Genomic DNA, 23,386 nt, shown 5'->3' on the forward strand with positions numbered 1-23,386 from the left:
AGGGTTTAATCCTTGGCTCGCGCCTCAAGCATGGCGACTGCCGGGAGCACCTTGCCTTCCAGATACTCCAGAAAGGCACCACCAGCGGTGGAAATATAGGACACCTTGTCATAGATGTCGTATTTCTGAATGGCCGCAATGGTGTCACCACCACCGGCCAGGGTAAAGGCGTCGGTCTCAGCGATGGCCATGGAAATGGTCTTGGTGCCCGCGCCGAACTGATCAAACTCGAACACCCCCACCGGGCCGTTCCAGACCACGGTGCCGGCCTTTTTGATGATTTCGGCCAGGGCATTAGCACTATCGGGGCCGATGTCGAAGATCATGTCGTCATCCGCCACCGCGTCGGCCTTTTTCTGCACCGCCGGCTCGTTTTCATTGAACTGCTTGCCGACCACCACGTCGGTCGCGATCGGGATGGTGGCACCAGCGGCCTCGGCTTTTTCCATCAGCGCCTTGGCAGTCGCAACCAGATCATCCTCACACAGCGATTTGCCGACATTGTGACCGGCAGCCTTAATAAAGGTATTGGCAATGCCACCACCGACTACCAGTTGATCGACCTTGGTTGACAGCGACTCCAGCACCGTCAGCTTGGTGGAAACCTTGGAACCGCCCACAATGGCAACCATGGGCCGCTTAGGCTTAGCCAGCGCCTTCTGCAGCGCGTCCAGCTCCTCGGCCAGCAGCAGACCGGCGCAGGCCGCAGGCGCGAACTTACCCGCGCCATGGGTGGACGCCTGGGCGCGGTGCGCGGTGCCAAAGGCATCCATCACATACACGTCGCACAGACTGGCGTACTGCTTGGCCAGGTCTTCATTGTCCTTTTTCTCGCCCTTATTGAAACGGACGTTTTCGAGCAATACCAGCTCACCGTCGGCAACTTCCGGAGCTGTCTCAAGATAGTCCTTTACCAGACGCACCTCGCGGCCCATCTTGGCGCCGAGATCGGCCGCGACCGGAGCCAGCGAGTTTTCCTCAGAATAGACGCCTTCTTCCGGACGCCCCAAATGGGACATCACCATGACTTTGGCACCGGCTTTCAGGCAGTGCTCAAAAGTGGGCAGGGAAGCGGTGATGCGCGCATCCGAAGTCACCTTGCCGTCCTTCACCGGGACGTTGAGGTCGGAGCGAATCAGTACACGCTTACCAGCGAGATCAAGATCAGAGAGTTTGGTGAAGGACATGGGACAACTTTCCTCCGGAAATTGAGCAAATAGGCGATTGGATACGATACAGCGCAACCATGAGAGGACATGAGCGCCTCAATCGATATCGCCAGGTTTGACTTCAAGATCGTATTTTTCAACATTGAAGTCATAAAAGGTGTAGGTATCGCCTTCTTCATCCTCCAACTGGATGTCGAAGATGGGGGAGTCAAACCCGCGAAGGGTAACTTTGCCACGATAGCCATTTGGCAGCACATCATCGCCGAGCACATCGTCCTGCCAGTCATCGGAACTCGCCGGGCTGACATAGAGATAGTCAATGGTATAGCCCGTGCTGTTGGTGATATTGATGTAATAGTCACCCGCCAAGGCCAGGGTTGAGTAACCGAAAACCAAGAACAAAATCGTCCAAGCTGTACGCAACATGGCTCAATGCTCCTAAAGTTTTGCCGACTATACCCAGCAATGATGAAAAAACCTTGGTGCCCGAACCCCCGGCCATATCGGTTGATAACCGGTATGGCCGGGAACATTCAGCGAACTTACTTCGAGACGTGCTGCGCCATACGCAGGAAGTTGCAGGTATAGCCGTACTCATTGTCATACCAGGAGACGACCTTCACAAAGGTCGAATCCAGCATAATGCCAGCGCCAGCGTCGAAGATGGACGGCGTGCCACAACCACGGAAGTCGGTCGAGACCACCTTATCCTCAGTGTAAGCCAGCACGCCAGCCAGGTCACCAGACTCAGAGGCCGCCTTCATGGCCGCGCAGATGTCGTCATAGGTGGCTTCCTTGCTCAGCTCGCAGGTGAGATCGACCACCGACACATCAGAGGTCGGTACGCGGAAGGCCATGCCGGTCAGCTTCCCATTCAGCTCGGGCAGTACCTTGCCTACCGCCTTGGCCGCGCCAGTTGAGGACGGGATGATGTTCTCGAGGATACCGCGACCGCCACGCCAATCCTTCATGGAAGGGCCGTCAACCGTCTTCTGGGTAGCAGTCGCGGCATGCACGGTGGTCATCAGGCCACGCTTCAGGCCCCAGTTGTCGTTCAGCACCTTGGACACCGGCGCCAGACAATTGGTCGTACAGGAGGCGGCTGAGATAATGGCCTGGCCGTCATAGGTCTTGTGGTTGACACCATAGACAAACATCGGAGTGCTGTCCTTAGAGGGCGCGGACTGCACCACCTTCTTGGCGCCAGCATCAATGTGCGCTTGGCAGCTTTCGGTGGTCAGGAAAAAGCCGGTGCACTCCAGAACCAGGTCGGCACCAACATCGCCCCACGCGAGCTTGGACGGATCTTTCTCGGCGGTCAGACGGATTTTGTTACCGTTGACGATCATGGTGTGGCCATCGACGCTGATATCACCGTCAAAGTTGCCATGCACCGAATCGTACTTGAGCATGTAGGCCAGATAATCGGGGTCGAGCAGGTCGTTGATGCCAACCACCTGCATATCCGGAAAGTCCTTGGCAATGGCACGAAACGCCATGCGACCAATACGACCAAAACCGTTAATTCCTACTTTTAAAGCCATGGGGTACTACTCCTCAGTCAGATACTCAGTCAATCGAATAATAATTAGGAACCACTACAGCAGGCTTTCCACCGCAGCCGTCACAGCCTCGGCGGTCACGCCAAAGGCTTTATACACATCACCTGCCGGCGCCGACTCCCCGAAGGTATCGACCCCAATCACCTTGCCCTGCATGCCAAGGTACTTGGGCCACAGGCTCGAAACCCCGGCTTCCACCGCGACCCGGGCGCTGACCGACTCCGGCAGCACGGATGCCTTGTAGCTGTCATCCTGCGCATCGAAGGTATCCATGGACGGCATGGACACCACCCGCACCTTGCGACCCTTGGCGGTCAGCGCCTCGCAGGCCTGCACGGCCAGTTCCACTTCGGTGCCGGTGCCGATGATGATGGCCTCGGGGGTGCCGTCACAGTCGCGCAGCACATAGCCGCCTTTTTCGATGGCACGCAGTTGCGTTTCATCGCGGCTCATGTGTGGCGCACCCTGGCGGGAGAAAATCAGCGCGGTAGGCGCTTCCTGACGCTCAATGGCGCACTTCCAGGCCACCGCACTCTCAACCGCATCGCAGGGACGCCAGGTGGACAGGCGTGGTGTCAGGCGCAAGATACTGACCTGCTCAACCGGCTGATGGGTGGGGCCGTCCTCGCCGAGGCCGATGGAATCATGGGTGTAGACGAAGATGGGGTTGATCTTCATCAGCGCCGCCATACGCACGGCATTGCGCGCGTATTCCATGAACATCAGGAAGGTGGCACCATAGGGCTTGAAGCCGCCATGCAGGGTCAGACCATTCATGATGGCGGACATGCCGAACTCGCGCACGCCATAGTAGATGTAATTGCCACTGGCATCCTTGGGTCCCACGCCCTTACAGCCTTTCCACAGCGTCAGGTTGGAACCGGCCAGATCTGCCGAGCCGCCCAGCAGTTCCGGCAGTAGGGGGCCGAAGCCATTGAGGGCATTCTGCGACGCCTTGCGAGTGGCGATTTTTTCCGCCTTGGCATCCACTTCCTTGATGAATGCCCAAGCCTTGGCATCGAAATCATCTGGCAGTGTGCCGGCCATGCGCCGTTCAAATTCAGCCGCTTCGGTTGGAAAAGCGCTCTTGTAGGCAGCGAAGCGCTGATTCCACTCGTCTTCCAGCGCACGGCCCCGGGCCTTGGCATCCCAGCCATCATAGATGCCCTGGGGAATCTCAAAGGGCGGATGCGTCCAGCCAAGCTTCTCGCGAGTTAGCGCAATTTCGTCATCACCCAGCGGGGCACCATGGCACTCTTCCTTGCCCTCTTTATTCGGTGAGCCAAAACCGATGATGGTTTGGCAGCAGATCAGGGTGGGCTTGTCGGTGATGGTGCGAGCTTCCTCAATGGCCATCTTGATCGCCTCGGGATCATGGCCATCCACCTTGGGAATCACATGCCAGCCATAGGACTCGAACCGCTTGGGGGTATCATCCAGGAACCAAGCCGGGGTATCGCCATGCCCACGCACCTCGCCGTCGATGGAGATGTTGTTGTCATCATAGACAGCAATCAGCTTGCCCAGCCCCAGCGCACCGGCCAGTGAGCAGGCCTCATGCGAAACGCCTTCCATCAGGCAGCCATCGCCGAGGAACACATAGGTATGGTGATCAACGATGTCATGACCGGGCTTGTTAAACTGCGCCGCGAGAATTTTCTCAGCCAGCGCCATGCCGATAGCGTTGGTGATGCCCTGTCCCAGCGGCCCGGTGGTGGTCTCAACGCCCGGCGCATAGCCGTACTCCGGATGACCGGGCGTTTTGGAGTGCATTTGACGAAACTGCTTAAGGTCGTCGATCTTCAGGTCGTAACCAGTCAGATGCAGCAGCGAATAGATCAGCATCGAGCCATGACCGTTGGACAAAACAAACCGATCACGGTTGGACCAGTTGGGATTGGCCGGGTTGTGCTGCATAAAGTCATTCCACAACACCTCGGCAATATCGGCCATGCCCATGGGGGCACCCGGATGTCCCGATTTAGCTTTCTGCACCGCATCCATACTAAGCGCGCGGATAGCGTTCGCGAGTTCTTTGCGTGAGGACATGAGCCCCTCCCTCAAGACGGTTGACAGTAGTAGTGGCGTTTATATTCGACGCGCGCACTCTAGCCCAACGCTGTAACAGGCGCTGAACCCGACGCGCGGCACAAAAGCCGACATATTAAGTAGGAAAGGCGCGCAGGGGCAACTTTTTCCGACCCGGTATGCCCTGCGCCAGATTTGACCAAAGCCCAGTAAACCACAAAAAAACAAACGCTTAAGCGTTTGTTTCAGGGGTTATCAGGGGGCGGTGCTTTCCTTCCACTTGATCGAGCAGCCAATGCTGGGAATCTGCTGCGCCGGCCCCTGACCGGTTTCGGCCACCTGCTTCATCCCCTCGAACAGATCACGCCGCACATTGGCCGGCGCGGCTTCCTTGCGGCTTTCATCCAGGCGACCGCGGTACTGAAGCTCCAACTGGCCGTTGTAGCCAAAAAAGTCTGGCGTGCAGATGGCCCCGAAGGTCTTGGCCACCTGCTGGGTTTCATCGAGCAGGTAAGGGAAGGGGAATTGATACTCCTGCGCGACCTGGCGCATGTTGTCAAATGAGTCTTCTGGATAATCGGTCGGATCATTCGACATAATGGCCACAACACCGACACCAAGCTCGGCTAATTCACGCGCATCACGCACAATCCGATCACGTACCGCCTGGACATAGGGGCAGTGATTGCAGATAAACATCACCAGCAGGCCATTTGGCCCCTTGCAAGCATCGCGCGTCCAAGTCTTGCCATCCACGCCGGGCAAAGAAAAATCCGGGGCGGGTAGACCGAACTCGCACACTGGAGTTTCGAGTGAAACCATAAACTGACTCCCTTAGGCAAGCATATCTGAACCATGGGTGCGTAATTTGACGGCATATATAGTACCGGAAAACTCGGGTATTCCCAAAGCCTTTCGCACCCGTCACAATTGTACAGACCCGACCTGACACACCTGACCTGGCACCTGACCTGGCACCTGACCTGGCACCTGACCTGGCACCTGAACTGACTCAAGCTGCAACAGCAAACCGTGAATCCACCAGAGGTTCTTGTCATTGGCGGCGGTATCGCGGGCCTGTGTGCCGCCATCCGCGCACGCCGCAGCGGCGCACAGGTGATGCTCGCCGAGAGCGCCCCGCCCTGGCAACGCGGTGGCAACAGCCGCCATGCGCGTAACTTTCGCTTCTGTCATGAGCAGCCCAGCCCACTGGCCGCTGGCACCTACGGAGCCACTGAATTTGCTCAGGATCTCGCGCGTGTCACTGGCGGCAGCGGCGATGCCACACTCGCACGCGTGCTGATTGAACGCTCGCGTGCGCTACCGGACTGGCTGCATGGGGCGGGCGTAGCCCTGCAAACCCGCAACAACGGGCGGCTGCCGTTCTCGCGCAAGACCGCCTTTTTGCTCGGCGGCGGTCAGGCCATGGTCAATGCCCTGTACCAGCACGCCGAGCAGCTTGGCGTGGATATCCGCTATCAGTGCACGCTCAGTCAGCCGCGCCTGCTGGGCAACCGCTTGTCCAGCCTTCGTCTGCAACAGGGCGAACAATGCCAGACGCTACAACCGGTCGCCGTGGTCCTGGCCTGCGGCGGCGCCCAGGGCAACCCCGACTGGCTGCGTCAGCACTGTGGTGCTGGGGTGGTGAATTTTATCAATCGCGGCACCCCAGAGGCGCGGGGCGAGCCACTGCTGGAATTGCTGGCTCACGGCATGCAAGGCATTGGCGATCCGAGCCGCCTGTATCTGGTCGCTGTCGATGCGCGCTCACCACCCACCGATGGCGGCATTGTCACCCGCATTCGCGGCATGCCCCAGGGCTTGGTAGTGGACCGCAACGGCCAGCGCCGCCATGACGAGGGCGCTGACAGCGGCTCAACACGCTATGCCCTTTGGGGGCAGCGGCTGGCCAGCTACCCGGATCAGATCGGCTATCTGTTGCTGGACGCTGCGGGACTGAACAACGCACCGGCTGCGCTCTATCCGCCTATCTGTGCCGATCATCCGCGCGCCCTGGCGCAGCAACTGGGAATCGACCCCGCCGCCCTGGAGCAGACGCTGCAGACTTACAATGCCGCCATGCACCAGTTCCAGCTCCAACGGGCACCCCAGACGGCGTCCAGCACCCCAGTCACCACAGGGCTGCAACCGCCACGCACCGGCCCGGCGCATCCCTTGAAACGCCCCCCGTTTGCCGCCTATCCGCTGCGTCCCGGACTTACCTTCACCTACCACGGTCTGGCTGTCGATACCCAGGCCCGCACCCGCCTGACCTGCGGCGAACCGATGCTTAACCTCTTTGCCGCCGGCACCCTGATGGCACCCAATCTCTGCCCCCAGGGGTATCTCTCAGGGCTGATGCTGACCATCGGCATGGTATTTGGCAGCCTGGCCGGCGAGGAGGCGGCCCGCTATGCACGCAGCCGCTAACGAAACTGACAGTGTCATCGAAGCGCGCCGGGTGCTGAATCTGTGCAACATCTGCGGCTATTGCAACGGCTTCTGCGATCTGTTCGATGCTGCACGTGAGTGCCCGACCTTGTCCAGCGCCGATCTGGAGCGGCTCGCCCACCTCTGCCACGCCTGCCGCAACTGTTTGGAGGCCTGCCAGTATGCCCCGCCGCATGCGTTCAATATCAATGTGCCACGCACGCTGGAGCGTCTGCGCGACCACAGCTATGCCACGCGCGTCTGGCCCCCGGCACTGGCGTCGCTGCTGCGCACGCCCCAACGATGGCTGCTGGGCATCCTGACTGCCATCATCCTGTGCAGCCTGCTGGGGATCTGGCTCATCCCCGGCGCATCGCTGCTGACATCTGCACAGATGCCAGGCGATTTCTATCAGATCGTCCCCTTTCCCATCATGGCCGGACTTGCCGGCCTGAGCCTGGGTTGGGCGCTGCTGGCGATCAGTATCAGCCTGAGCCGCTATTGGCGTGCGATCAGCCACCAAGCCCCTGCCGGGCCACTCACTTGGTCACAGCTAACAGCAACCCTGCGCGGCCTGCTGGCGGATGTGGTGAAGCTGAGAAATCTCCAGGGCGGTGGCATCGGCTGCACCGATTCGCACAGCCGCCTGGCGCCGGCGCGCCGCTGGCTGCATCAACTGCTGGTGCTGGGTCTGCTAAGCTGCCTGGCCGCCACGCTGGCGGCCGCCTTCTGGCATCATGTTCTGGAGCAACTCGCACCCTATCCGCTGAGCAGTCCGCCAGTCGTGCTGGGGCTGCTGGGGGGACTGCTGATGCTGAGCGCCAGCCTGGGACTGCTGTGGATCAAGCGCCACACCAACCCCCTAGCGCTCACGCCCGAGGGCCGTGCCGCCGACCAGGTGCTAATTGCACTGCTGCTCATCGTCGTCCTGACCGGCCTGGCGCTGCTGCTCTGGCGGGCCACCCCGGCTATGGGCCTGCTGCTCCTGGTTCATCTGGGCAGTGTCTACGGCTTTTTTGTGCTACTGCCGGCCAGCAAACTGGTTCATGCCGGTTATCGGCTCCTGACCCTGCTGCGCCTGCGCCTGGATCGGTAGGCGGCACCTTACCCATAACCAATTGCCCATGACCAACACCCATCTCAACACCACCCATGTGCTGCTACTCGGTGGCGTGACCGAAGCCTATGCCCTGGCCGAGCAGCTCACCGCCCGCGAGGGCTTCCACAGCATCAGTTCACTGGCCGGACGTACCGCCGCGCCGCGCACACCGGTTGGTGAAAACCGCATCGGCGGCTTTGGCGGTGCCGCCGGGCTGCGTGAGTTCCTGCACGCGCGTGCCATCCGGGCCGTGGTGGACGCCACCCACCCCTTCGCTAGTACCATGGGAGAACACGCAGCCCAGGCCTGCCAGCAAGCGGGCGTGCCACTGCTGCGACTGGAGCGCCCCATCTGGGAGCCAACAGCAGAGGATCGCTGGTGGTCAGTCGCGGACTGGGATCAAGCCAGCGTACAATTGCAAACACGCGGCGCACGACGAGTACTGCTGGCACTGGGCGTGCGCGAGCTGGACGCCTTTACCCGTCTGGAGCACATCTGGTTTTTGCTGCGTACCGTCACGCCGCCTAATCCCATGCCGCCCTTCGCCGCCGCCAAGGTGCTGATTGAGCGCGGCCCCTTTACTCTGGAATCTGAGCGTGAGCTGCTGCGCTCCTATGCCATTGACACCATCGTCTGTCGCAACAGCGGAGGTGAGGGCGCCCTGGCCAAGCTATTGGCGGCACGAGAACTGGGGATTGACGTCATCATGCGCGAGCGCCCACCGCGACCACCACTGCCAACCGTCTCCACGGTGGATGCCGCCATGCGTTGGCTGGAGCAGTACGCCGGTAGTTGATGGGCTACTGGGACTCGGAAGCGGCTGGATACCAACGCGGGGTATAAAGCCAGTCGCCGCCTTGGGGGCGCGCAAAGGCGTGGCTGCGCGACGAGCCGATAATCAGCACCGTGCGCATATCAACCAGCTCCGGATCCAGGGTGGCGAGCGTGAGCCGCTGCACCTGCTCGCCCGTCCGTCCCAGATCCCGCCCCAACGCCACCGGGGTGTCCGCGTGACGCTGCGCGCGCAACAGCTCTAGCGCCCGTCCCAGGGGTTCCGGCCGGGCGCGGGAGCGCGGATTGTAAAGCGCGATGACCAAATCGGCCTCGGCCGCCAATGCCAAACGTCGCTCAATCAGCGCCCAGGGCTTCAGATTGTCGGATAGGGATAGCACACAGAAATCATGCCCCAGAGGCGCCCCCACCCGCGCGGCTAACGCCTGCGCGGCCGAGATTCCGGGCAGAATATCCAGCGCCACTTGTTGCCAGGCCGGATTCCAGGCTGAATGCTCGGAGTCATGCAGCACCTCCAGCACCGCACTGGCCATGGCAAAAATGCCGGGATCGCCGGATGAAATCAGTGCCACCCGACGCCCGCTGGCCGCCAACTCCAGGGCGGCGCGAGCACGCTCGAGTTCCTGGCGATTGTCGGTGGGCTGCACGCGCTGATCGGGCCGAAAGGGACCGGCCAGACGCAGATAAGTCTCGTAACCCAGAATATCCTCGGCCTGATCTATGGCCGCGCGCGCCTCAGGCGTCAGCCATTCCGCCGCGCCCGGCCCCAGCCCCAGCACCGCCAGATGGCCCGTCGCCGCTGATTCCGCACCGGCTCCCGGCTGAGTATCGGGCTTGGCATCCGGCCCAGCGCCTGACTTCACTTCCGCTTCAGGCTCGGCATTCGCCTGTCGGCGCTCTTCAGGCGTAGTCACCGGCACCATGGCCGAGCCCGGCCAGGGTTCACCCGGAATCAGGATCATCGCAAAGTAAGGCACGCTGGTCGGCGCAATCTCCGGCAGCGAGCGAATACTCTCTCCATCCATGGTCGCGCGCTCGACATAGCGCGCGCGCTTCAGCAAACCAAGCTGCTCGATCACCCGGCGCACCTTGGCAAAATTGGTGCCCAATTTCATGACCGCCGCAGCCTCGGCACCGGCCAGGCGCCGGCGCAGCTCGGCCTCGCTCAGCGTACCGGAGAGCACCAGCAGCGCTTGATCGCGATACACCAGCGGCGTGCGCAGCGCCGAGGCGCTGGCCACCACTGAACACACCCCGGCGATCACCTCGGTGGGGAAACGCCCAGCGAGGCGATCATGCAGATACATGAAGGAGCCGTAAAAAAAGGGATCACCTTCGCACAGCACCGCGACATCCCGACCGGCGGCCAGATGTGCGGCCAGGGATGCCGCGCTCTGATCGTAGAAGGCGCGCATCACGCCCTCGTAATCAAAGGGCGGCGGTGGAATTTTGCCGGTGATCGGATACAGCAGCGGCAGCAACTGCTGCTCCGGGCGCAGATACTCCGCCACTGTGGTTAGCGCATTGCCGCGCTTGTTCTCAGCCGCATAGTAGGCGACTACTGGTGCCGCGCGTAGCAGGCGCAAGGCCTTGAGCGTCATCAGTTCCGGGTCGCCAGGCCCCACGCCCAGACCAATCAGCCGACCCGGCGCGGATGTATTGTGCGGCGGAGCCACCGCAGTAGACTCAGGTTCAGTTGGCAAACAATTCGACTCCCAAGGCAATAGGCCCCTGCGTGCGGATCTCAGCCGCCCGCCGTGCCATGCACCCCATGGTCAGCCAGCCATTTGACATCCAGCTCCCAATCGACGCGCTCAACATCCGGTTGCCCAAGCATCAGGATCTGAGCGTATTTCTGATGGTCGATCAGATCCTGTTGCGCTTGTACCATCGCCGGATCCGCCTGACCTTTGCCGGCCAGTTCCGGATGAATGATCTGCAAAAAGCGATAAGCCGGGATCTTGCTGTTGCGCGGTGTCGAGAGAATGGCCAGGCCATTCTGGAGCGAACGCAGCTTGAACTGATAGGGGTATTCTTTCAGTTTCGGATCGGATGTGAGTATATCGTTTAATTCCCACACGCGGGGCTGCCAGCTCGATTGAATCCAGAATCCCAGCGCAACGACCAGAATCAAGCCGAGTACGATACTGTAATTACGGGTAAAACTATCCATCGCGGATCACCTCTAGGTGCTTGTTGATGAGGACTTGAGCTTGCAGAAACGCCCGGCAATTGTCGATGAAATTAGTCAACCATTGCCAAACTTATAATGATGTTGCCCCAAAACACCCGCTGAACGCTGAAACAGCACGCTCAGGTTTTCTTGCGCCTGGGGCGGCTCTTGGCAGCCCTCTTGGGTTCGCCATCGGAAATTGCAAGCGTCAAACCCACAGCAATCAACGAGGCCAACAGGCTGCTGCCGCCCTGGCTGATGAAGGGCAACGTAATGCCGGTGAGCGGAATCAGCTTGGTCACGCCGCCCAGATTCAGAAAACTCTGCACCGCCAGCACGGCGGTCAGTCCGGCCGCCAGCAATCGGGCGAAGGAGCTGCGACAGCGCAGCGCGATGGCAAAACCGCGTTGAAACAGCACCAGAAAAAACACCACCACCAGCAGTGAGCCAACAAAACCCAACTCCTCGCCCAGCACCGCATAGACAAAATCCGAGGCGGCGATTGGGATATATTCCGGATTGCCGGCTCCAAATCCGCGTCCCCAGAGTCCGCCCGAGTACATACCCGAGAGCCCCTGCAACAATTGCCAGCTTGCGCCGGTCGGATCACTGAACGGGTTAAGCCAGGCCTCAACGCGCCGGGCGCCATGACTGAAAAACCTCAGCAACAGCAGCGTGCTGCCAACCGCCAACGCAGCACTGAACAGCAGATAACCGCTGCGTCCGGTGCCCAGAGTCAGCAGCAACAGCAGCACCAAGTTCAGGATGGCAAACATGCCCAGATCGCGCTGCCACAGCAGCAGGCCACACAGCAGCAACCAAACAGCCGCCAGCGGCAGCAACGCCCGCAGGGGCGGCAGCAGGCCAAAGCGCCAGGCACTGAGCGCGGTTGCGCGCGCGGCGATGGCCGCCGCGAGATAGCACACCACAGTGATCTTCAGGAATTCGCTCGGCGTCAGCAAACCGGCGGCATAGATAGCGCCACGATAGCGATGTCCGGTTGCCACCACGACCACCAACAGCCCAATGGACAGCAGCGCCCACAGCCAGGGCCAAGCAGCAAGATGACGATAGCGCCCGCGCATGCCGGCCAGCACCGTCAGCACCATAACCCCCATGCACACCGGATAGAGCGCATAGTCACGCGCGGCCTCAGCCAGGGTGTCGGCATTAAAAGCACCCAGCCGGTAGTGCATCAGAATGCCCAACCCGGAGAGCAGCGCCACCACCGCTACCATCAGCTGGTCGCCGCGAAAGCGTACCGTGACCAGCGTGAGATGCACCACCACCAGACTGGGCAAATAGAGCGCCAACGGCAGCAGGTCGCGTGGCTCGATCAGATGCTCGACACTGCGCTGCGCGCCAAAGATCAACAGAAAGCCGACACTGACCGCAAAAGCACACAACCCCAGCCAATGCCGCTCCGGGGCACGAGCCTCCCAGCTTTCCTGCCAGAGCCGCTGCCAGTGACTGGGTGCCGCTGCCTGAGCGTTCATGGCAACAGACCCAGCTGTTGGGCTTGCAGCAGCAGATCGCGCGCCAGAGGCGCGGCGACGCTGGAGCCATACCCACCCTGCTCTACCAGCACCGCAATGGCCAGCGTTCGCTTCGGGTCATACCGATCCGCCGGCGCGTATCCCACGAACCAACTGTGCGGCGGCCCGTCGGAATTTTGCGCCGTGCCGGTTTTGCCAGCGATGGCAAGACCCGACGCATTGATTGAGCGCGCCGTGCCTTCGGTCACCACCCGCCGCATCATCGGCTGCAATCGCCGGGCGTCAGAGGCCGGCATCATTCGCGCCAGCACCTCGGGCTGGTCTTTTTTCACCAGACGCGGTCGCACTGCCAACCCGTCATTGGCGATGGCGCCAGTGATCAACGCCAAATGCGCTGGCGTCATCAGCATCCGTCCCTGACCGATCGAGGCCTGAGCAAGCCCGTAGCGATCGGAGGCGGTCATGCGCGGCGCCTCGCCGGTCAGCATCATCAGGGAGCCATAGGCGCTGCTGTGCAGCGCAATGCGCTGGTCGAAGAGAAAATCCTGCAGGGCCTGGGCAAACCGCCGATGGCCGAGCTGCACGCCAGTTTTGGCGAAAAATACATTACAGGACTCTGCTAGGGCGCGACCCAGGGTCAAATGGCCATGCCCGGTCCAGACGGTGCCCCGGCGACGGGCGGCATAGTAGTCATGATCGCGAATCAGCGGATAGCGCGCCGACGTGGTATAGCCCTCTGCATCGCATTGCACCGGGCCGGTAGCGCCAGCGGCCAGGGCAGCGGCAGCCACCACCAGCTTGAACGTCGAGCCGGGGGGATAGCGTCCCTGCAGGGCGCGATTGAGCAGGCGCGCCTGGGGATCATCAGGCTGGAACAGACTGGCTTCGATCTGATTCGGATCAAAGGCCGGCGCACTGGCCAGCACCCGCACCGCCCCGTCACCGGGCCGCAGCATCACCACCGCTCCAGCGCGGCCCTCAAGCACCGCGAACGCTTGGCGTTGTAGAGTGGCATCCAGGGTGAGCACCAGATCCTGCCCACGCGGTTCACGCTGGATCAGCACCTGTTGGCCCAGATCGCGCCAGGCGCGCAGATCCACCGGCGTGCTGCCATTCAGATAGGCGTTGGCCGACCCCTCCAGTCCCGTGGCTCCAAAGGTCGCATCCTGATAGCCCACCACATGCGCAAAAGCCGCGCCGTAGGGATAGACCCGCTGCACCCGACCCGCAGCTTCCCGGCTGTAGGCCAACACCTGACCATGCCAATCGGCGATGCGTCCGCGCTGAATGCGATGCGCCGGATTGAACTGCCGCCGATCATAGGTCTGCATGAAGTCGATGAAGTTCGGCCGCATCATGCCCATCAACTGCCAACTGGCCTGATACGCCAGCACGGCGCCAAAGGCCAGCCCCAATATCACTAACACCAATGGAGCACCCAGGGGGGATTTTGACTTAGGCAGCGCCGCCGGGGCCGCCACCAAGCGCAGATCAAACAGGCGTTTGAGCAAGTACAGCAGCGCCAAAAAGAACAAACCATGCAGGCCAAGCTGCAAGGTCGGCCAAGCGGGCGAAGCGATCAGGGTGTTGAAGGTGGCGAGAGGATTCAAGATTAGGGGCTTCCACTGCCCGGATGCTCAGGCGCGTGGACCACGCGAGTGCAAGCGCCGCCTCAGTCGGGGATCAGACTTGGGAAAAATACCTCAGGACGCCGACGGCTCGGATTGCGCATTCACCGTCTCGGTCAAGCGCTCCTGCAAGCTTTGCAGCCGACTCGCCGTGAGTGCCTGGCGATCACGTTCCTGGATGAGTTCGTAGATGAGGTTCAGCGCCGCCATCACAGCGACCCGATCCGCGCCCAGCACCCGGCCACTTTGGCGCACTTCGCGCATGCGCTCGTCGAGAATGCGCGCGGATTCGAGCAAGCCGGGGCGTTCCTGAGGAACGCAGGAAATGCGGTACTCCTTGTCCAGAATCTGTACCGTGACCGGCGTAGCGGGGTCCTGGCTCACAACTGATCCTCCAGCGACTTCAATCGCAACACCATGGCCTCAATACGACTGCGGGCCAGTTCGGTTTTTTCGACCAACTCGGCTCTCTCGACCACCAATTGCTCCCGGCTCGCGCGTAAAGAGGCATTTTCCTTGCGCAGGTGGTCACACAAACTAACCAGCTCGTCCACCTGCTTCTCGAAAATATTTATATCGAACCCGGACATCGCACGAGCATCTTTGTTTGCTGTTAACATCTTGCAATATAGAAGTTGCAGACCATTCGGTCAATGCGAATCGCATCTGGATGCGCAACCAAGACACAGACTTGCAGCAACTTCCTAGCAAAAACTTACAAGTTGCGCGCTGCTTTCAGCACCCGGTGCTATGATCCGTTCAGGGATTCGTCTGGACCAAAATCCCAAGCTTGCACTCCAAGCGGCAGTGGACGGACGATGCCCCAATCAGCGACGCTGAAAGCGGATAATTTTAGACCAAAAACCGACCATTTGCCCCCGTTGACCGACCAAGCGCCTGAATCTTGTCATGTCCATTGAGCCCCCCGCAGCCACCACCCCCAAGCTAGCCGACTTCCCACCGCTTCAGTATCTGAGCACCCTGAGCGCGTTAGCCCTGAGCCCCAGCGAAGCCCATGGCATCTACTGCGGCCTGCTGTGCAGCGGCGCGCGCGACGCCCAATCCCGCTGGCTGGATGAAATCCTGCCCAAGACAGCCACGACCGAGGACGACACCGATCAGTGCCGCGCGGCCTTGACACAACTGGCCGAGCAGACCCGCGCCGCCGTCGAAGGCCCGCCGCTGGGATTCAGCCCCCTGCTGCCGGATGCCGAGGCTGACTTGGCCGAGCGGGCTGAAGCGGTGCATGACTGGAGTCGCGGCTTTCTGTATGGACTCGGCCTGAACGGATGCGATCCCAACCGCTTTACCGGCAGCACCCGCGAAGCCCTTAACGATTTGAGCGAAATTACGCACCTGGATCTGCACGACCTCGACGCCAGCGAGGAAAACGAGCAATCGCTCACGGAGATTATCGAGTTTCTGTGGGTCGCGGCCATGTTGCTTTACGAGGACTGCGGTCAGTCTCAGACAGGCTAAACACGACAACACCCCCAACAACAGCCATTACCTACAACGGATGCTATGAAACCAGGCATCAGCCAGCACGAACACCGCCGCCGGCGCCGGGCGCTGCTGGAAGCCATCGGCCCCGGGGCAGCCTTGATCATCCCGGCGGCCAGCGAAGTCACGCGTAATCGGGATGTGCAATATCCGTTTCGCCAGAACAGCGACTTTCTCTGGCTCACCGGCTTTCCGGAGCCATACGCCATTGCCGTGCTGGTGCCCAAGCACAAGGATGGCGACTATGTGCTCTTTGTACGCCCGCGTGACCCCGAACGCGAGACCTGGGATGGCCGCCGCTACGGCACCGAGGGGGCCATTGAGCACTTTCATGCCAAGGCCGCACATCCGCTAAGCGAGATCGATGCCAAGCTGCCGGAGTTACTCGCCTCGCGCCGCCGGCTCTATTACCCCCTAGCGCAGAACGACGCCTTTGATTTGCGTGTGATGTGCTGGCTGCGCACTGCGCGCGCGCAAGCGCGCAAAGGCATCAGCGCTCCGGTTGAATTGGTGGACAGCGGCGAGCTACTACACCCGCAACGCCTGCGCAAACGCCCCCCGGAGCTGGCCTTGATGCGCAAAGCCGCTCAGCTGTCCGCGCATGCCCATCGGCAGCTGATGATCAACTGTCGCCCCGGCCTGACTGAGCAGCAGCTGGAAGCCCTTTTCCTGCGCCATTGCGCCGAGCAGGGCGCGCGCGAGCAGGCCTACCCACCCATCGTCGCCGGCGGTGCGAATGCCTGCATTCTGCACTATGTTGAGAACAGCGCCAGGCTGCGCGACGGGGATCTGGTACTAATTGATGCCGGGGGCGAATACCAGGGCTATGCCGCCGACATCACCCGCACCTTTCCGGTCAATGGCCGCTTCAGCCCGGCGCAGCGCGAACTCTATGAACTGGTGCTGGAGGCGCAACAGGCGGCCATCGCCAAGGCGCGCCCCGGCGAGCATTGGGAGTCACTGCACCAGGCCGCTGTGCGGGTGCTGACGCGCGGGTTGCTGCGCCTTGGCCTGCTCACCGGCGCGGAGCAAAACCTCAAATCACTGATCAAGGATGAAGCCTACAAACCCTTTTACATGCACCGCACCGGACATTGGCTGGGGCTTGATGTGCATGACGTTGGCGATTATAAAGTCAAGGATCGCTGGCGCCCGTTCGAACCCGGCATGACGCTGACCGTCGAACCGGGGCTCTATGTAGCCCCTGAGGCCGAGGTGCCGCCAGCCTATCGCGGCATTGGCATCCGCATTGAAGACGATCTCCTGATCACTGACGACCAGCCGGAGATCCTCTCGCGCGATGTCCCCAAACACCCCGATGAAATCGAGACCCTGATGGCCGAGACGCACACCAATGCCGCACCAAGCACACGTAGGGAACATAATGCGCGAGTATGATCTGGTGATCGTGGGTGGCGGCCTGGTTGGTGGCAGTCTCGCCTGCGCGCTGCGCGACAGCGGCCTGCGCATCGCCATCATCGAACAGGTCGCCGCCAATGCCCCCCGTCAGCCCAGTTACGACGAGCGCGTCATCGCCCTGTCACTGGGCAGTCGGCGCATTTTTACCGGCATGGGTGTGTGGCCACAGCTGGCGCCTGAAGCCGAATCCATCCGTCAGATCCATGTCTCGGATCGTGGGCACCTGGGCCAGGCGCGACTCAGCGCCGCCGAGGAAGGCGTTGAGGCCCTGGGGGAGGTGGTACCAGCGCGCACCATCGGCGCAGCCATTGAAAGCGCTCTGACCTCCTGCAAGCAGATTGACTGGCTGCGCCCCGCACAGGTGGTCGCCTGCAACCTGAGCGGCGAACAGGTACGGCTGGAGGTCGCCGGACCTGAAGGGCTCCACAGCCTCGCCGCCCAACTGCTGGTGGCCGCCGATGGCGGCGACTCCAAGCTGCGCCAGCGCCTGGCGATTCCGATGCGGGATCTCGACTACGACCAGCAGGCCATTATCACCACCGTGATGCCAGACCGGCACCCAGCCGCTGGCCGGGCCGTCACGGCGGGCACGGCGTTTGAGCGCTTCACCTCCACCGGCCCGCTGGCTATGCTGCCGATGACCCAGGGACGCTACTCGGTGGTCTGGACCGCCCGCACTGCCGAGACACCAGCGCTGCTTGCCCTGGATGACGCCGCTTTTATCGCGCGCTTGCAGGCGCGCTTCGGCTACCGGCTTGGTCGCCTGAGCCAACCGGCTCGGCGCCAGGCCTATCCGCTGCGACTGCGCCTGGCGCGCCAGCTGGTACGCCCGCGCTTTGCGCTGCTGGGCAATGCCGCCCACACCTTGCACCCGGTCGCCGGTCAAGGCTTTAATCTGGGACTGCGCGATGTCGCCGAGCTAACGGATTTATTGATTGAGGCCCAGAGCACCGGCGCCGATCTGGGCAGCATGGCCCTGCTCAAGCGCTATCAGCGCCAACGCCGCCCTGATCACCTGGCCACCGCCGGACTGACCGACGCCCTGGTGCGGCTGTTCGGCCTGCCCTGCCCCGGCGTGCAGCTCGGGCGCACGCTTGGGCTGCTGGGACTGGATCAGCTACCGCCGCTGCGCCACCGCTTGGCGCAGCGCTTTATGGGACTTGATGGCCCGCAGCCGCGCCTGGCGCGTGGGCTGCCACCGATCTCACCGGCCTTTCAAGCCTGGGCGGCGGTGCATCAGGGCGCGACACCGGGAGCACCGCAATGACATCCCCCCACAGCGACCACTTTGATCTGGTAATTGTCGGTGGCGGCATGGTCGGGGCCGCCCTGGCCTGCGCCTGCCGCGATCTCGACCTGCGCATTGCCCTGATTGACGCCCAGCCTCCCCAGCGCGACTGGCCTGCCGACTCGGTCGACCAGCGCGTCTCGGCTCTGAGCCGCGCCAGCGAGCAGCTACTGCGCCGCCTCGGCGCCTGGCCACGCATGCAGGCGCTGGGCGTCAGCCCCTACCGCGAAATGGTGGTCTGGGAAGGGCTGGGCGCGGGTGAAATCCAGTTTGACAGCGCCTGGCTGGGCGAGCCGAATCTCGGCCATATTGTTGAAAACCGCGTCACCCGCCTGGCCCTGTGGGAACAGCTCGAACAGGCGCCAACCATCAGCCTGTTGTGCCCAGCCAAGGTCGAGCGCTTCGAATGTGGTTCCGAGACAACCCAGCTGCACCTCAGCGACGGTCGCACGCTGAGTGCCGGGCTACTGATCGGCGCCGATGGCCGGGATTCGCGCGTGCGGGCCGCGCTTGGCATCAGCTGTGATCTCCTGCTCTACGATCAGCACGCCATTGTGGCCACTGTTGAGCCAGAGCACTGGCATCGTGAAACCGCCTGGCAACGCTTCCTGCCCACCGGGCCACTGGCGTTCCTGCCGCTAGCCGATGGGCGCTGTTCCATTGTCTGGTCAGCCGAGCAGCATCGGGCCGAAACGCTGCTGGCATTGGATGACAGCGCCTTTGCCGCCGAACTGGAAACAGCCTTTGATCAGCGTCTGGGGCGTATACATGCGCTTGGCCCACGCGCCAGCTTCCCGCTGCGCCGCTCGCATGCCAAGCACTATGTTTCCGGCCGCGCGGCGCTGATCGGCGATGCGGCGCATGCCATTCACCCGCTGGCCGGTCAAGGAGTCAATCTTGGCTTTCTCGATGCCGCCGCACTCGCCGAGGTCATCGCCCATGCCCAGGCGCGCGGGCGTGACCCTGGCCACCCGACCAGGCTGCGCCGGTATGAACGTGCGCGTCGCCACGACAACCAGCAGATGCTGCTGGTCATGGACGGGCTCAAGCGCCTGTTCAGCAATGCCAATCCGCTACTGGCCACCGGGCGCGGGCTGGGGCTGAGCGCGGTTGACCAGTTCCCCCCGCTGAAACGGGGTTTGATCCGTGCCGCCATAGGCTTGAGTTCCCGCTGACCATAGCACCCGGAGGAATTTTTCGGTGCGATCCGCCCCGCCTTTCGTTACCCTAGCCTGCCAAGTCCTGGCCAGCGCTCCGCGCCATCGCTGTGCGGGCTGTCCCGACTTTTCCGCTATCCGCTCACCGGAGATCGTCTGATGACCGCGAAGAACGCCTTTTACGCTCAATCCGGCGGCGTCACTGCCGTAATCAACGCCTCGGCCTGTGGCGTGATCGAAACCGCGCGCCAGCACAAGGACAAAATTGCCAATGTTTATGCCGGGCGCAACGGCATCATTGGCGCCCTAACCGAGGATTTAATCGATACCAGCCAGGAATCCGACGAGGACATCGCCGCGCTGCGCCACACCCCATCGGGTGCCTTCGGCTCCTGCCGCTACAAGCTCAAAAGCCTTGAAGCCAACCAGCGCGAATACGAGCGCCTGATTGAAGTCTTCAAGGCGCATGATATCGGCTATTTTTTCTACAACGGCGGCGGCGACTCAGCCGATACCTGCTACAAGGTCAGCCAGTTGTCGGAGACCATGGGCTATCCGGTACAAGCCATCCATGTGCCCAAAACGGTTGATAACGACCTGCCGATCACCGACAACTGCCCCGGCTTTGGCTCAGTAGCCAAGTACATTGCCACCTCGGCGTTGGAGGCCTCTTATGATGTGCGCTCCATGTCCAAGACCTCGACCAAGCTGTTCGTACTGGAGGTCATGGGCCGCCATGCCGGCTGGATTGCCGCCGCCGGTGGGCTGATTGAAGATCACAATATTCCGGTGCTGGTGCTGTTTCCGGAAATCGACTTCAATCAGGAGCAATTCATGGCCAGGGTCAAGGCGATGGTCGAACAGCACGATTACTGCACCGTGATCGTCTCCGAGGGCGCCAAACATCCCGATGGCCGCTTTCTGGCCGAACAGGGCACCAAGGACGCCTTTGGTCATGCCCAGCTCGGCGGCGCCGCGCCAGTGGTGGCCAACATGGTCAAGGAGGCCCTGGGCTACAAGTTCCACTGGGCAGTGGCGGATTATCTGCAACGCGCCGCACGCCATCTGGCCTCCAAAACCGATGTCGAACAAGCCTATGCCATGGGCAAGGCCGGCGTGGAATTCGCGCTGGCCGGGCACAATGCCATCATGCCAACGGTCAAGCGGGTCAGCAATGACCCTTACCGGTGGGAAGTCGGCGAGGCGCCTTTGTCCGAGGTGGCCAATGTTGAGAAATTCATGCCACGCGACTTTATCACCGCCGATGGCTTTGGCATCACGGCAGCCTGCAAGGAGTATCTGCTGCCACTGATTCAGGGCGAGGATTATCCGCCCTTTACCAACGGACTGCCGCGTTTTGTCACCATGAAGAACGCACCAGTTGCGAAAAAGCTTGCAGCCTTTGAGCTCTAGCCACCACCATCCCCACACACCCGACGAGGAGTGAGTTCATTATGGGAACCATTTTTGCAATTTTGTGCGCCTTTGCGGCGCTTGGCTACGGACTCTGGTCCGTACAATGGATACTTAAACTTTCCTCCGGCAACGAGCGCATGCAAGAGATTGCGGCCGCCATTCAGGAGGGGGCAAGCGCCTATCTGAACCGCCAGTACATCACCATCGGCATGGTTGGCGCCGCCCTGGCGGTGATGCTGCTGCTGTTTCTGGACTTCTACACCGCCTTTGGCTTTGTGATCGGCGCCGTCTTCTCAGGCGCGGCCGGTTACATCGGCATGCACATCTCAGTGCGCGCCAATGTGCGCACCGCCCAGGCGGCGAACGAGGGGCTGGATGCAGCTCTGCAAGTCGCCTTCCGGGGTGGCGCCATCACCGGTCTGCTAGTGGTGGGACTGGGCCTGCTCGGCGTGGCCGGTTATTACGGGCTGCTGTCGGTGATGGGCGTGGAGCAAGAGAAAGTCCTGCATGCGCTGGTGGGACTGGGCTTCGGCGGTTCGCTGATTTCCATCTTCGCGCGACTGGGTGGCGGCATCTTCACCAAGGGCGCGGATGTGGGCGCCGATCTGGTCGGTAAGGTCGAAGCCGGCATTCCCGAGGATGATCCGCGCAACCCGGCTGTCATCGCTGATAACGTCGGCGACAATGTCGGCGACTGCGCTGGCATGGCGGCTGACCTGTTCGAAACCTATGCGGTGACCGTCGTCGCCACCATGCTGCTCGGCTCACTGATGATGGCCTCCGGCAGCGCTGTGGTCTATCCGCTGGTTCTGGGCGGCATCTCCATTGTCGCTTCGGTCATCGGCACCTTCTACGTCAAGGCTGAGGAAGGCGACACCAAAATCATGAGCGCCCTCTACAAAGGGCTGCTGGTCGCTGGTGGTATCGCGGCGGTGGCCTTCCTGCCGATCACCCTGCTGATGAATCCCGGTGGCAGCTTTGGCGCCAGTTTCTCACTCTATCTGGCCGCCCTGATCGGCCTGGCGCTCACCGGACTGCTGGTGGTCATCACCGAGTATTACACCGGCACCGAGTTCAACCCGGTCAAGCTGGTGGCGCATGCGTCCGAAACCGGCCATGCCACCAACATCATCGCCGGTCTGGGCGTGTCCATGAAGGCCACGGCTGCACCGGTGCTGGCCGTCTGCCTAGCCATTCTGCTATCCCATGCGCTGGGTGGTCTCTATGGCATCGCCATCGCCGCTACCGCCATGCTCAGCATGACCGGCATCATTGTGGCACTCGACGCCTTTGGTCCCATCACTGACAACGCCGGCGGTATCGCCGAGATGGCCGAGCTGGATGACAAAATTCGCGGCATCACCGACCCGCTCGACGCCGTGGGCAACACCACCAAGGCGGTCACCAAGGGCTATGCCATCGGCTCGGCCGGCCTAGCAGCGCTGGTGCTCTTCGCTGACTACACCCATGCCCTGGGTGATGCGACCATGGATTTCAGCTTGAATAACCACATGGTGATCATTGGGCTCTTCATCGGTGGCATGGTGCCCTACCTGTTCGGGGCCATGGCGATGGAAGCGGTCGGACGTGCCGCTGGCGGTATCGTCAATGAGGTACGCCGTCAGTTCCGCGACATGCCGGGCATCATGAAGGGCGAGCAGAAGCCGGACTACACCCGGGCGGTGGATATGCTCACCAAGGACGCCATTAAGGAGATGATCGTGCCGTCCCTGCTGCCGGTGCTGGTGCCAGTGCTGGTTGGCGTCATTCTGGGCAAGGAAGCGCTCGGCGGCATGCTGATCGGCACCATCGTCACCGGACTGTTCGTGGCCATCTCCATGACGGTCGGCGGTGGCGCCTGGGACAATGCCAAAAAGTATATTGAGGACGGTCACTTCGGCGGCAAGGGGTCCGAAGCGCACAAGGCCTCGGTCACCGGCGACACGGTTGGCGATCCCTACAAGGATACTGCCGGCCCGGCCGTGAACCCACTGATCAAGATCATCAACATCGTAGCTTTGTTGATTGTGCCACTGCTTTAAGCTGAGGCGCGCTGGCGGGCGGTGCAATCAATCACCAGCCCCGTCAGCGCATCTGCAAGTCAAGGCGTCGCGCGGCGCAGGAATCGCGTAAAATACCACACTGGCCAAGGCCCTTTTACGGGCCTTTTTTGTTGTTAAACGGCTGACAGGCGCGGATCGCCTGATCATTCAGCCATTCCCTCAC

General features: G+C 61.7%; 20 protein-coding genes and 1 pseudogene. 9 read left to right on the top strand and 12 right to left on the bottom strand.

The features are described from left to right. Positions 1-5: 5 nt before the first annotated feature. From CKO36_RS08470 to CKO36_RS08490, 5 genes are all read right to left on the bottom strand, one after another. The gene (locus CKO36_RS08470) at positions 6-1,187 is read right to left on the bottom strand and encodes a phosphoglycerate kinase (RefSeq protein ID WP_200283349.1); all 1,182 of its coding nucleotides are present in this window, start codon (positions 1,185-1,187) and stop codon (positions 6-8) included. A 78-nt stretch (positions 1,188-1,265) separates the two neighbouring features. After that, positions 1,266-1,595, bottom strand: coding sequence for a hypothetical protein (locus CKO36_RS08475; protein ID WP_200283352.1), 330 nt, complete (start codon positions 1,593-1,595; stop codon positions 1,266-1,268). A gap of 116 nt (positions 1,596-1,711) precedes the next feature. Further along, positions 1,712-2,713, bottom strand: a complete 1,002-nt coding sequence (gene gap, locus CKO36_RS08480; RefSeq protein ID WP_200283365.1) for a type I glyceraldehyde-3-phosphate dehydrogenase — start codon at positions 2,711-2,713, stop codon at positions 1,712-1,714. A gap of 54 nt (positions 2,714-2,767) precedes the next feature. Continuing rightward, positions 2,768-4,780, bottom strand: coding sequence for a transketolase (tkt, locus tag CKO36_RS08485; RefSeq protein ID WP_200283368.1), 2,013 nt, complete (start codon positions 4,778-4,780; stop codon positions 2,768-2,770). A gap of 234 nt (positions 4,781-5,014) precedes the next feature. Further along, positions 5,015-5,581, bottom strand: a complete 567-nt coding sequence (locus CKO36_RS08490; protein ID WP_200283371.1) for a thioredoxin family protein — start codon at positions 5,579-5,581, stop codon at positions 5,015-5,017. A gap of 210 nt (positions 5,582-5,791) precedes the next feature. Between CKO36_RS08490 and tcuA the strand changes: the two genes are divergently transcribed. From tcuA to CKO36_RS08505, 3 genes are read left to right on the top strand one after another with little or no spacing between them, the layout of a single operon-like run. Beyond that, the gene (gene tcuA, locus CKO36_RS08495; protein WP_200283375.1) at positions 5,792-7,189 is read left to right on the top strand and encodes an FAD-dependent tricarballylate dehydrogenase TcuA; all 1,398 of its coding nucleotides are present in this window, start codon (positions 5,792-5,794) and stop codon (positions 7,187-7,189) included. Next, positions 7,173-8,285: a tricarballylate utilization 4Fe-4S protein TcuB gene (tcuB, locus tag CKO36_RS08500; protein ID WP_200283389.1), complete on the top strand. Its 1,113-nt coding sequence runs from the start codon at positions 7,173-7,175 to the stop codon at positions 8,283-8,285. The genes tcuA and tcuB overlap by 17 nt, the downstream gene beginning before the upstream one ends. A gap of 28 nt (positions 8,286-8,313) precedes the next feature. Continuing rightward, on the top strand, positions 8,314-9,084 hold the full coding sequence (locus CKO36_RS08505; protein WP_200283392.1) for a cobalt-precorrin-6A reductase: 771 nt from the start codon (positions 8,314-8,316) through the stop codon (positions 9,082-9,084). A 4-nt stretch (positions 9,085-9,088) separates the two neighbouring features. Here the strand turns inward: CKO36_RS08505 and cobJ are convergent, their stop codons facing one another. From cobJ to CKO36_RS08535, 7 genes and pseudogenes are all read right to left on the bottom strand, one after another. Next, the gene (cobJ, locus tag CKO36_RS20645) at positions 9,089-10,042 is read right to left on the bottom strand and encodes a precorrin-3B C(17)-methyltransferase (RefSeq protein ID WP_338053442.1); all 954 of its coding nucleotides are present in this window, start codon (positions 10,040-10,042) and stop codon (positions 9,089-9,091) included. Further along, positions 10,022-10,756 (bottom strand): annotated as a pseudogene (locus CKO36_RS20650) (precorrin-2 C(20)-methyltransferase); the annotation flags it as partial. The gene cobJ and the pseudogene CKO36_RS20650, both read right to left, overlap by 21 nt. Positions 10,757-10,824: 68 nt before the next feature. Next, complete coding sequence (locus tag CKO36_RS08515) at positions 10,825-11,253, bottom strand: hypothetical protein (RefSeq protein ID WP_200283394.1); 429 nt, start codon at positions 11,251-11,253, stop codon at positions 10,825-10,827. A 140-nt stretch (positions 11,254-11,393) separates the two neighbouring features. Beyond that, positions 11,394-12,749 carry an FtsW/RodA/SpoVE family cell cycle protein gene (locus tag CKO36_RS08520; protein ID WP_200283396.1) on the bottom strand — a complete coding sequence of 452 codons (1,356 nt, stop codon included), beginning with the start codon at positions 12,747-12,749 and terminating at the stop codon, positions 11,394-11,396. Next, complete coding sequence (locus CKO36_RS08525) at positions 12,746-14,359, bottom strand: peptidoglycan D,D-transpeptidase FtsI family protein (protein WP_200283398.1); 1,614 nt, start codon at positions 14,357-14,359, stop codon at positions 12,746-12,748. Before CKO36_RS08525 ends, CKO36_RS08520 begins: the two co-directional genes overlap by 4 nt. Positions 14,360-14,452: 93 nt before the next feature. After that, on the bottom strand, positions 14,453-14,761 hold the full coding sequence (locus CKO36_RS08530) for a cell division protein ZapA (RefSeq protein WP_200283400.1): 309 nt from the start codon (positions 14,759-14,761) through the stop codon (positions 14,453-14,455). Then, positions 14,758-14,997, bottom strand: a complete 240-nt coding sequence (locus tag CKO36_RS08535) for a TIGR02449 family protein (RefSeq protein WP_242469471.1) — start codon at positions 14,995-14,997, stop codon at positions 14,758-14,760. Before CKO36_RS08535 ends, CKO36_RS08530 begins: the two co-directional genes overlap by 4 nt. 289 nt (positions 14,998-15,286) lie before the next feature. Between CKO36_RS08535 and CKO36_RS08540 the strand changes: the two genes are divergently transcribed. The 6 genes from CKO36_RS08540 (at position 15,287) to CKO36_RS08565 (ending at position 23,202) form a co-directional block, all read left to right on the top strand. Further along, on the top strand, positions 15,287-15,856 hold the full coding sequence (locus tag CKO36_RS08540; protein ID WP_200283403.1) for a UPF0149 family protein: 570 nt from the start codon (positions 15,287-15,289) through the stop codon (positions 15,854-15,856). A 45-nt stretch (positions 15,857-15,901) separates the two neighbouring features. Beyond that, a complete protein-coding gene (gene pepP / locus CKO36_RS08545; protein ID WP_207161420.1) occupies positions 15,902-17,278 on the top strand; it encodes a Xaa-Pro aminopeptidase in 1,377 nt (458 codons plus the stop codon). Beyond that, a complete protein-coding gene (gene ubiH / locus CKO36_RS08550; RefSeq protein WP_200283405.1) occupies positions 17,265-18,566 on the top strand; it encodes a 2-octaprenyl-6-methoxyphenyl hydroxylase in 1,302 nt (433 codons plus the stop codon). Before pepP ends, ubiH begins: the two co-directional genes overlap by 14 nt. Continuing rightward, positions 18,563-19,762 (top strand): UbiH/UbiF/VisC/COQ6 family ubiquinone biosynthesis hydroxylase, encoded by a 1,200-nt coding sequence (locus CKO36_RS08555; protein WP_200283408.1) that lies wholly within the window; start codon positions 18,563-18,565, stop codon positions 19,760-19,762. The genes ubiH and CKO36_RS08555 overlap by 4 nt, the downstream gene beginning before the upstream one ends. A 141-nt stretch (positions 19,763-19,903) precedes the next feature. Beyond that, positions 19,904-21,157 (top strand): 6-phosphofructokinase, encoded by a 1,254-nt coding sequence (locus CKO36_RS08560; RefSeq protein ID WP_200283410.1) that lies wholly within the window; start codon positions 19,904-19,906, stop codon positions 21,155-21,157. Between the two features lie 41 nt (positions 21,158-21,198). Then, on the top strand, positions 21,199-23,202 hold the full coding sequence (locus CKO36_RS08565; RefSeq protein ID WP_200283413.1) for a sodium-translocating pyrophosphatase: 2,004 nt from the start codon (positions 21,199-21,201) through the stop codon (positions 23,200-23,202). Positions 23,203-23,386 lie beyond the last annotated feature (184 nt).

The organism is Rhabdochromatium marinum (assembly GCF_016583795.1).
Lineage (GTDB): Bacteria > Pseudomonadota > Gammaproteobacteria > Chromatiales > Chromatiaceae > Rhabdochromatium > Rhabdochromatium marinum.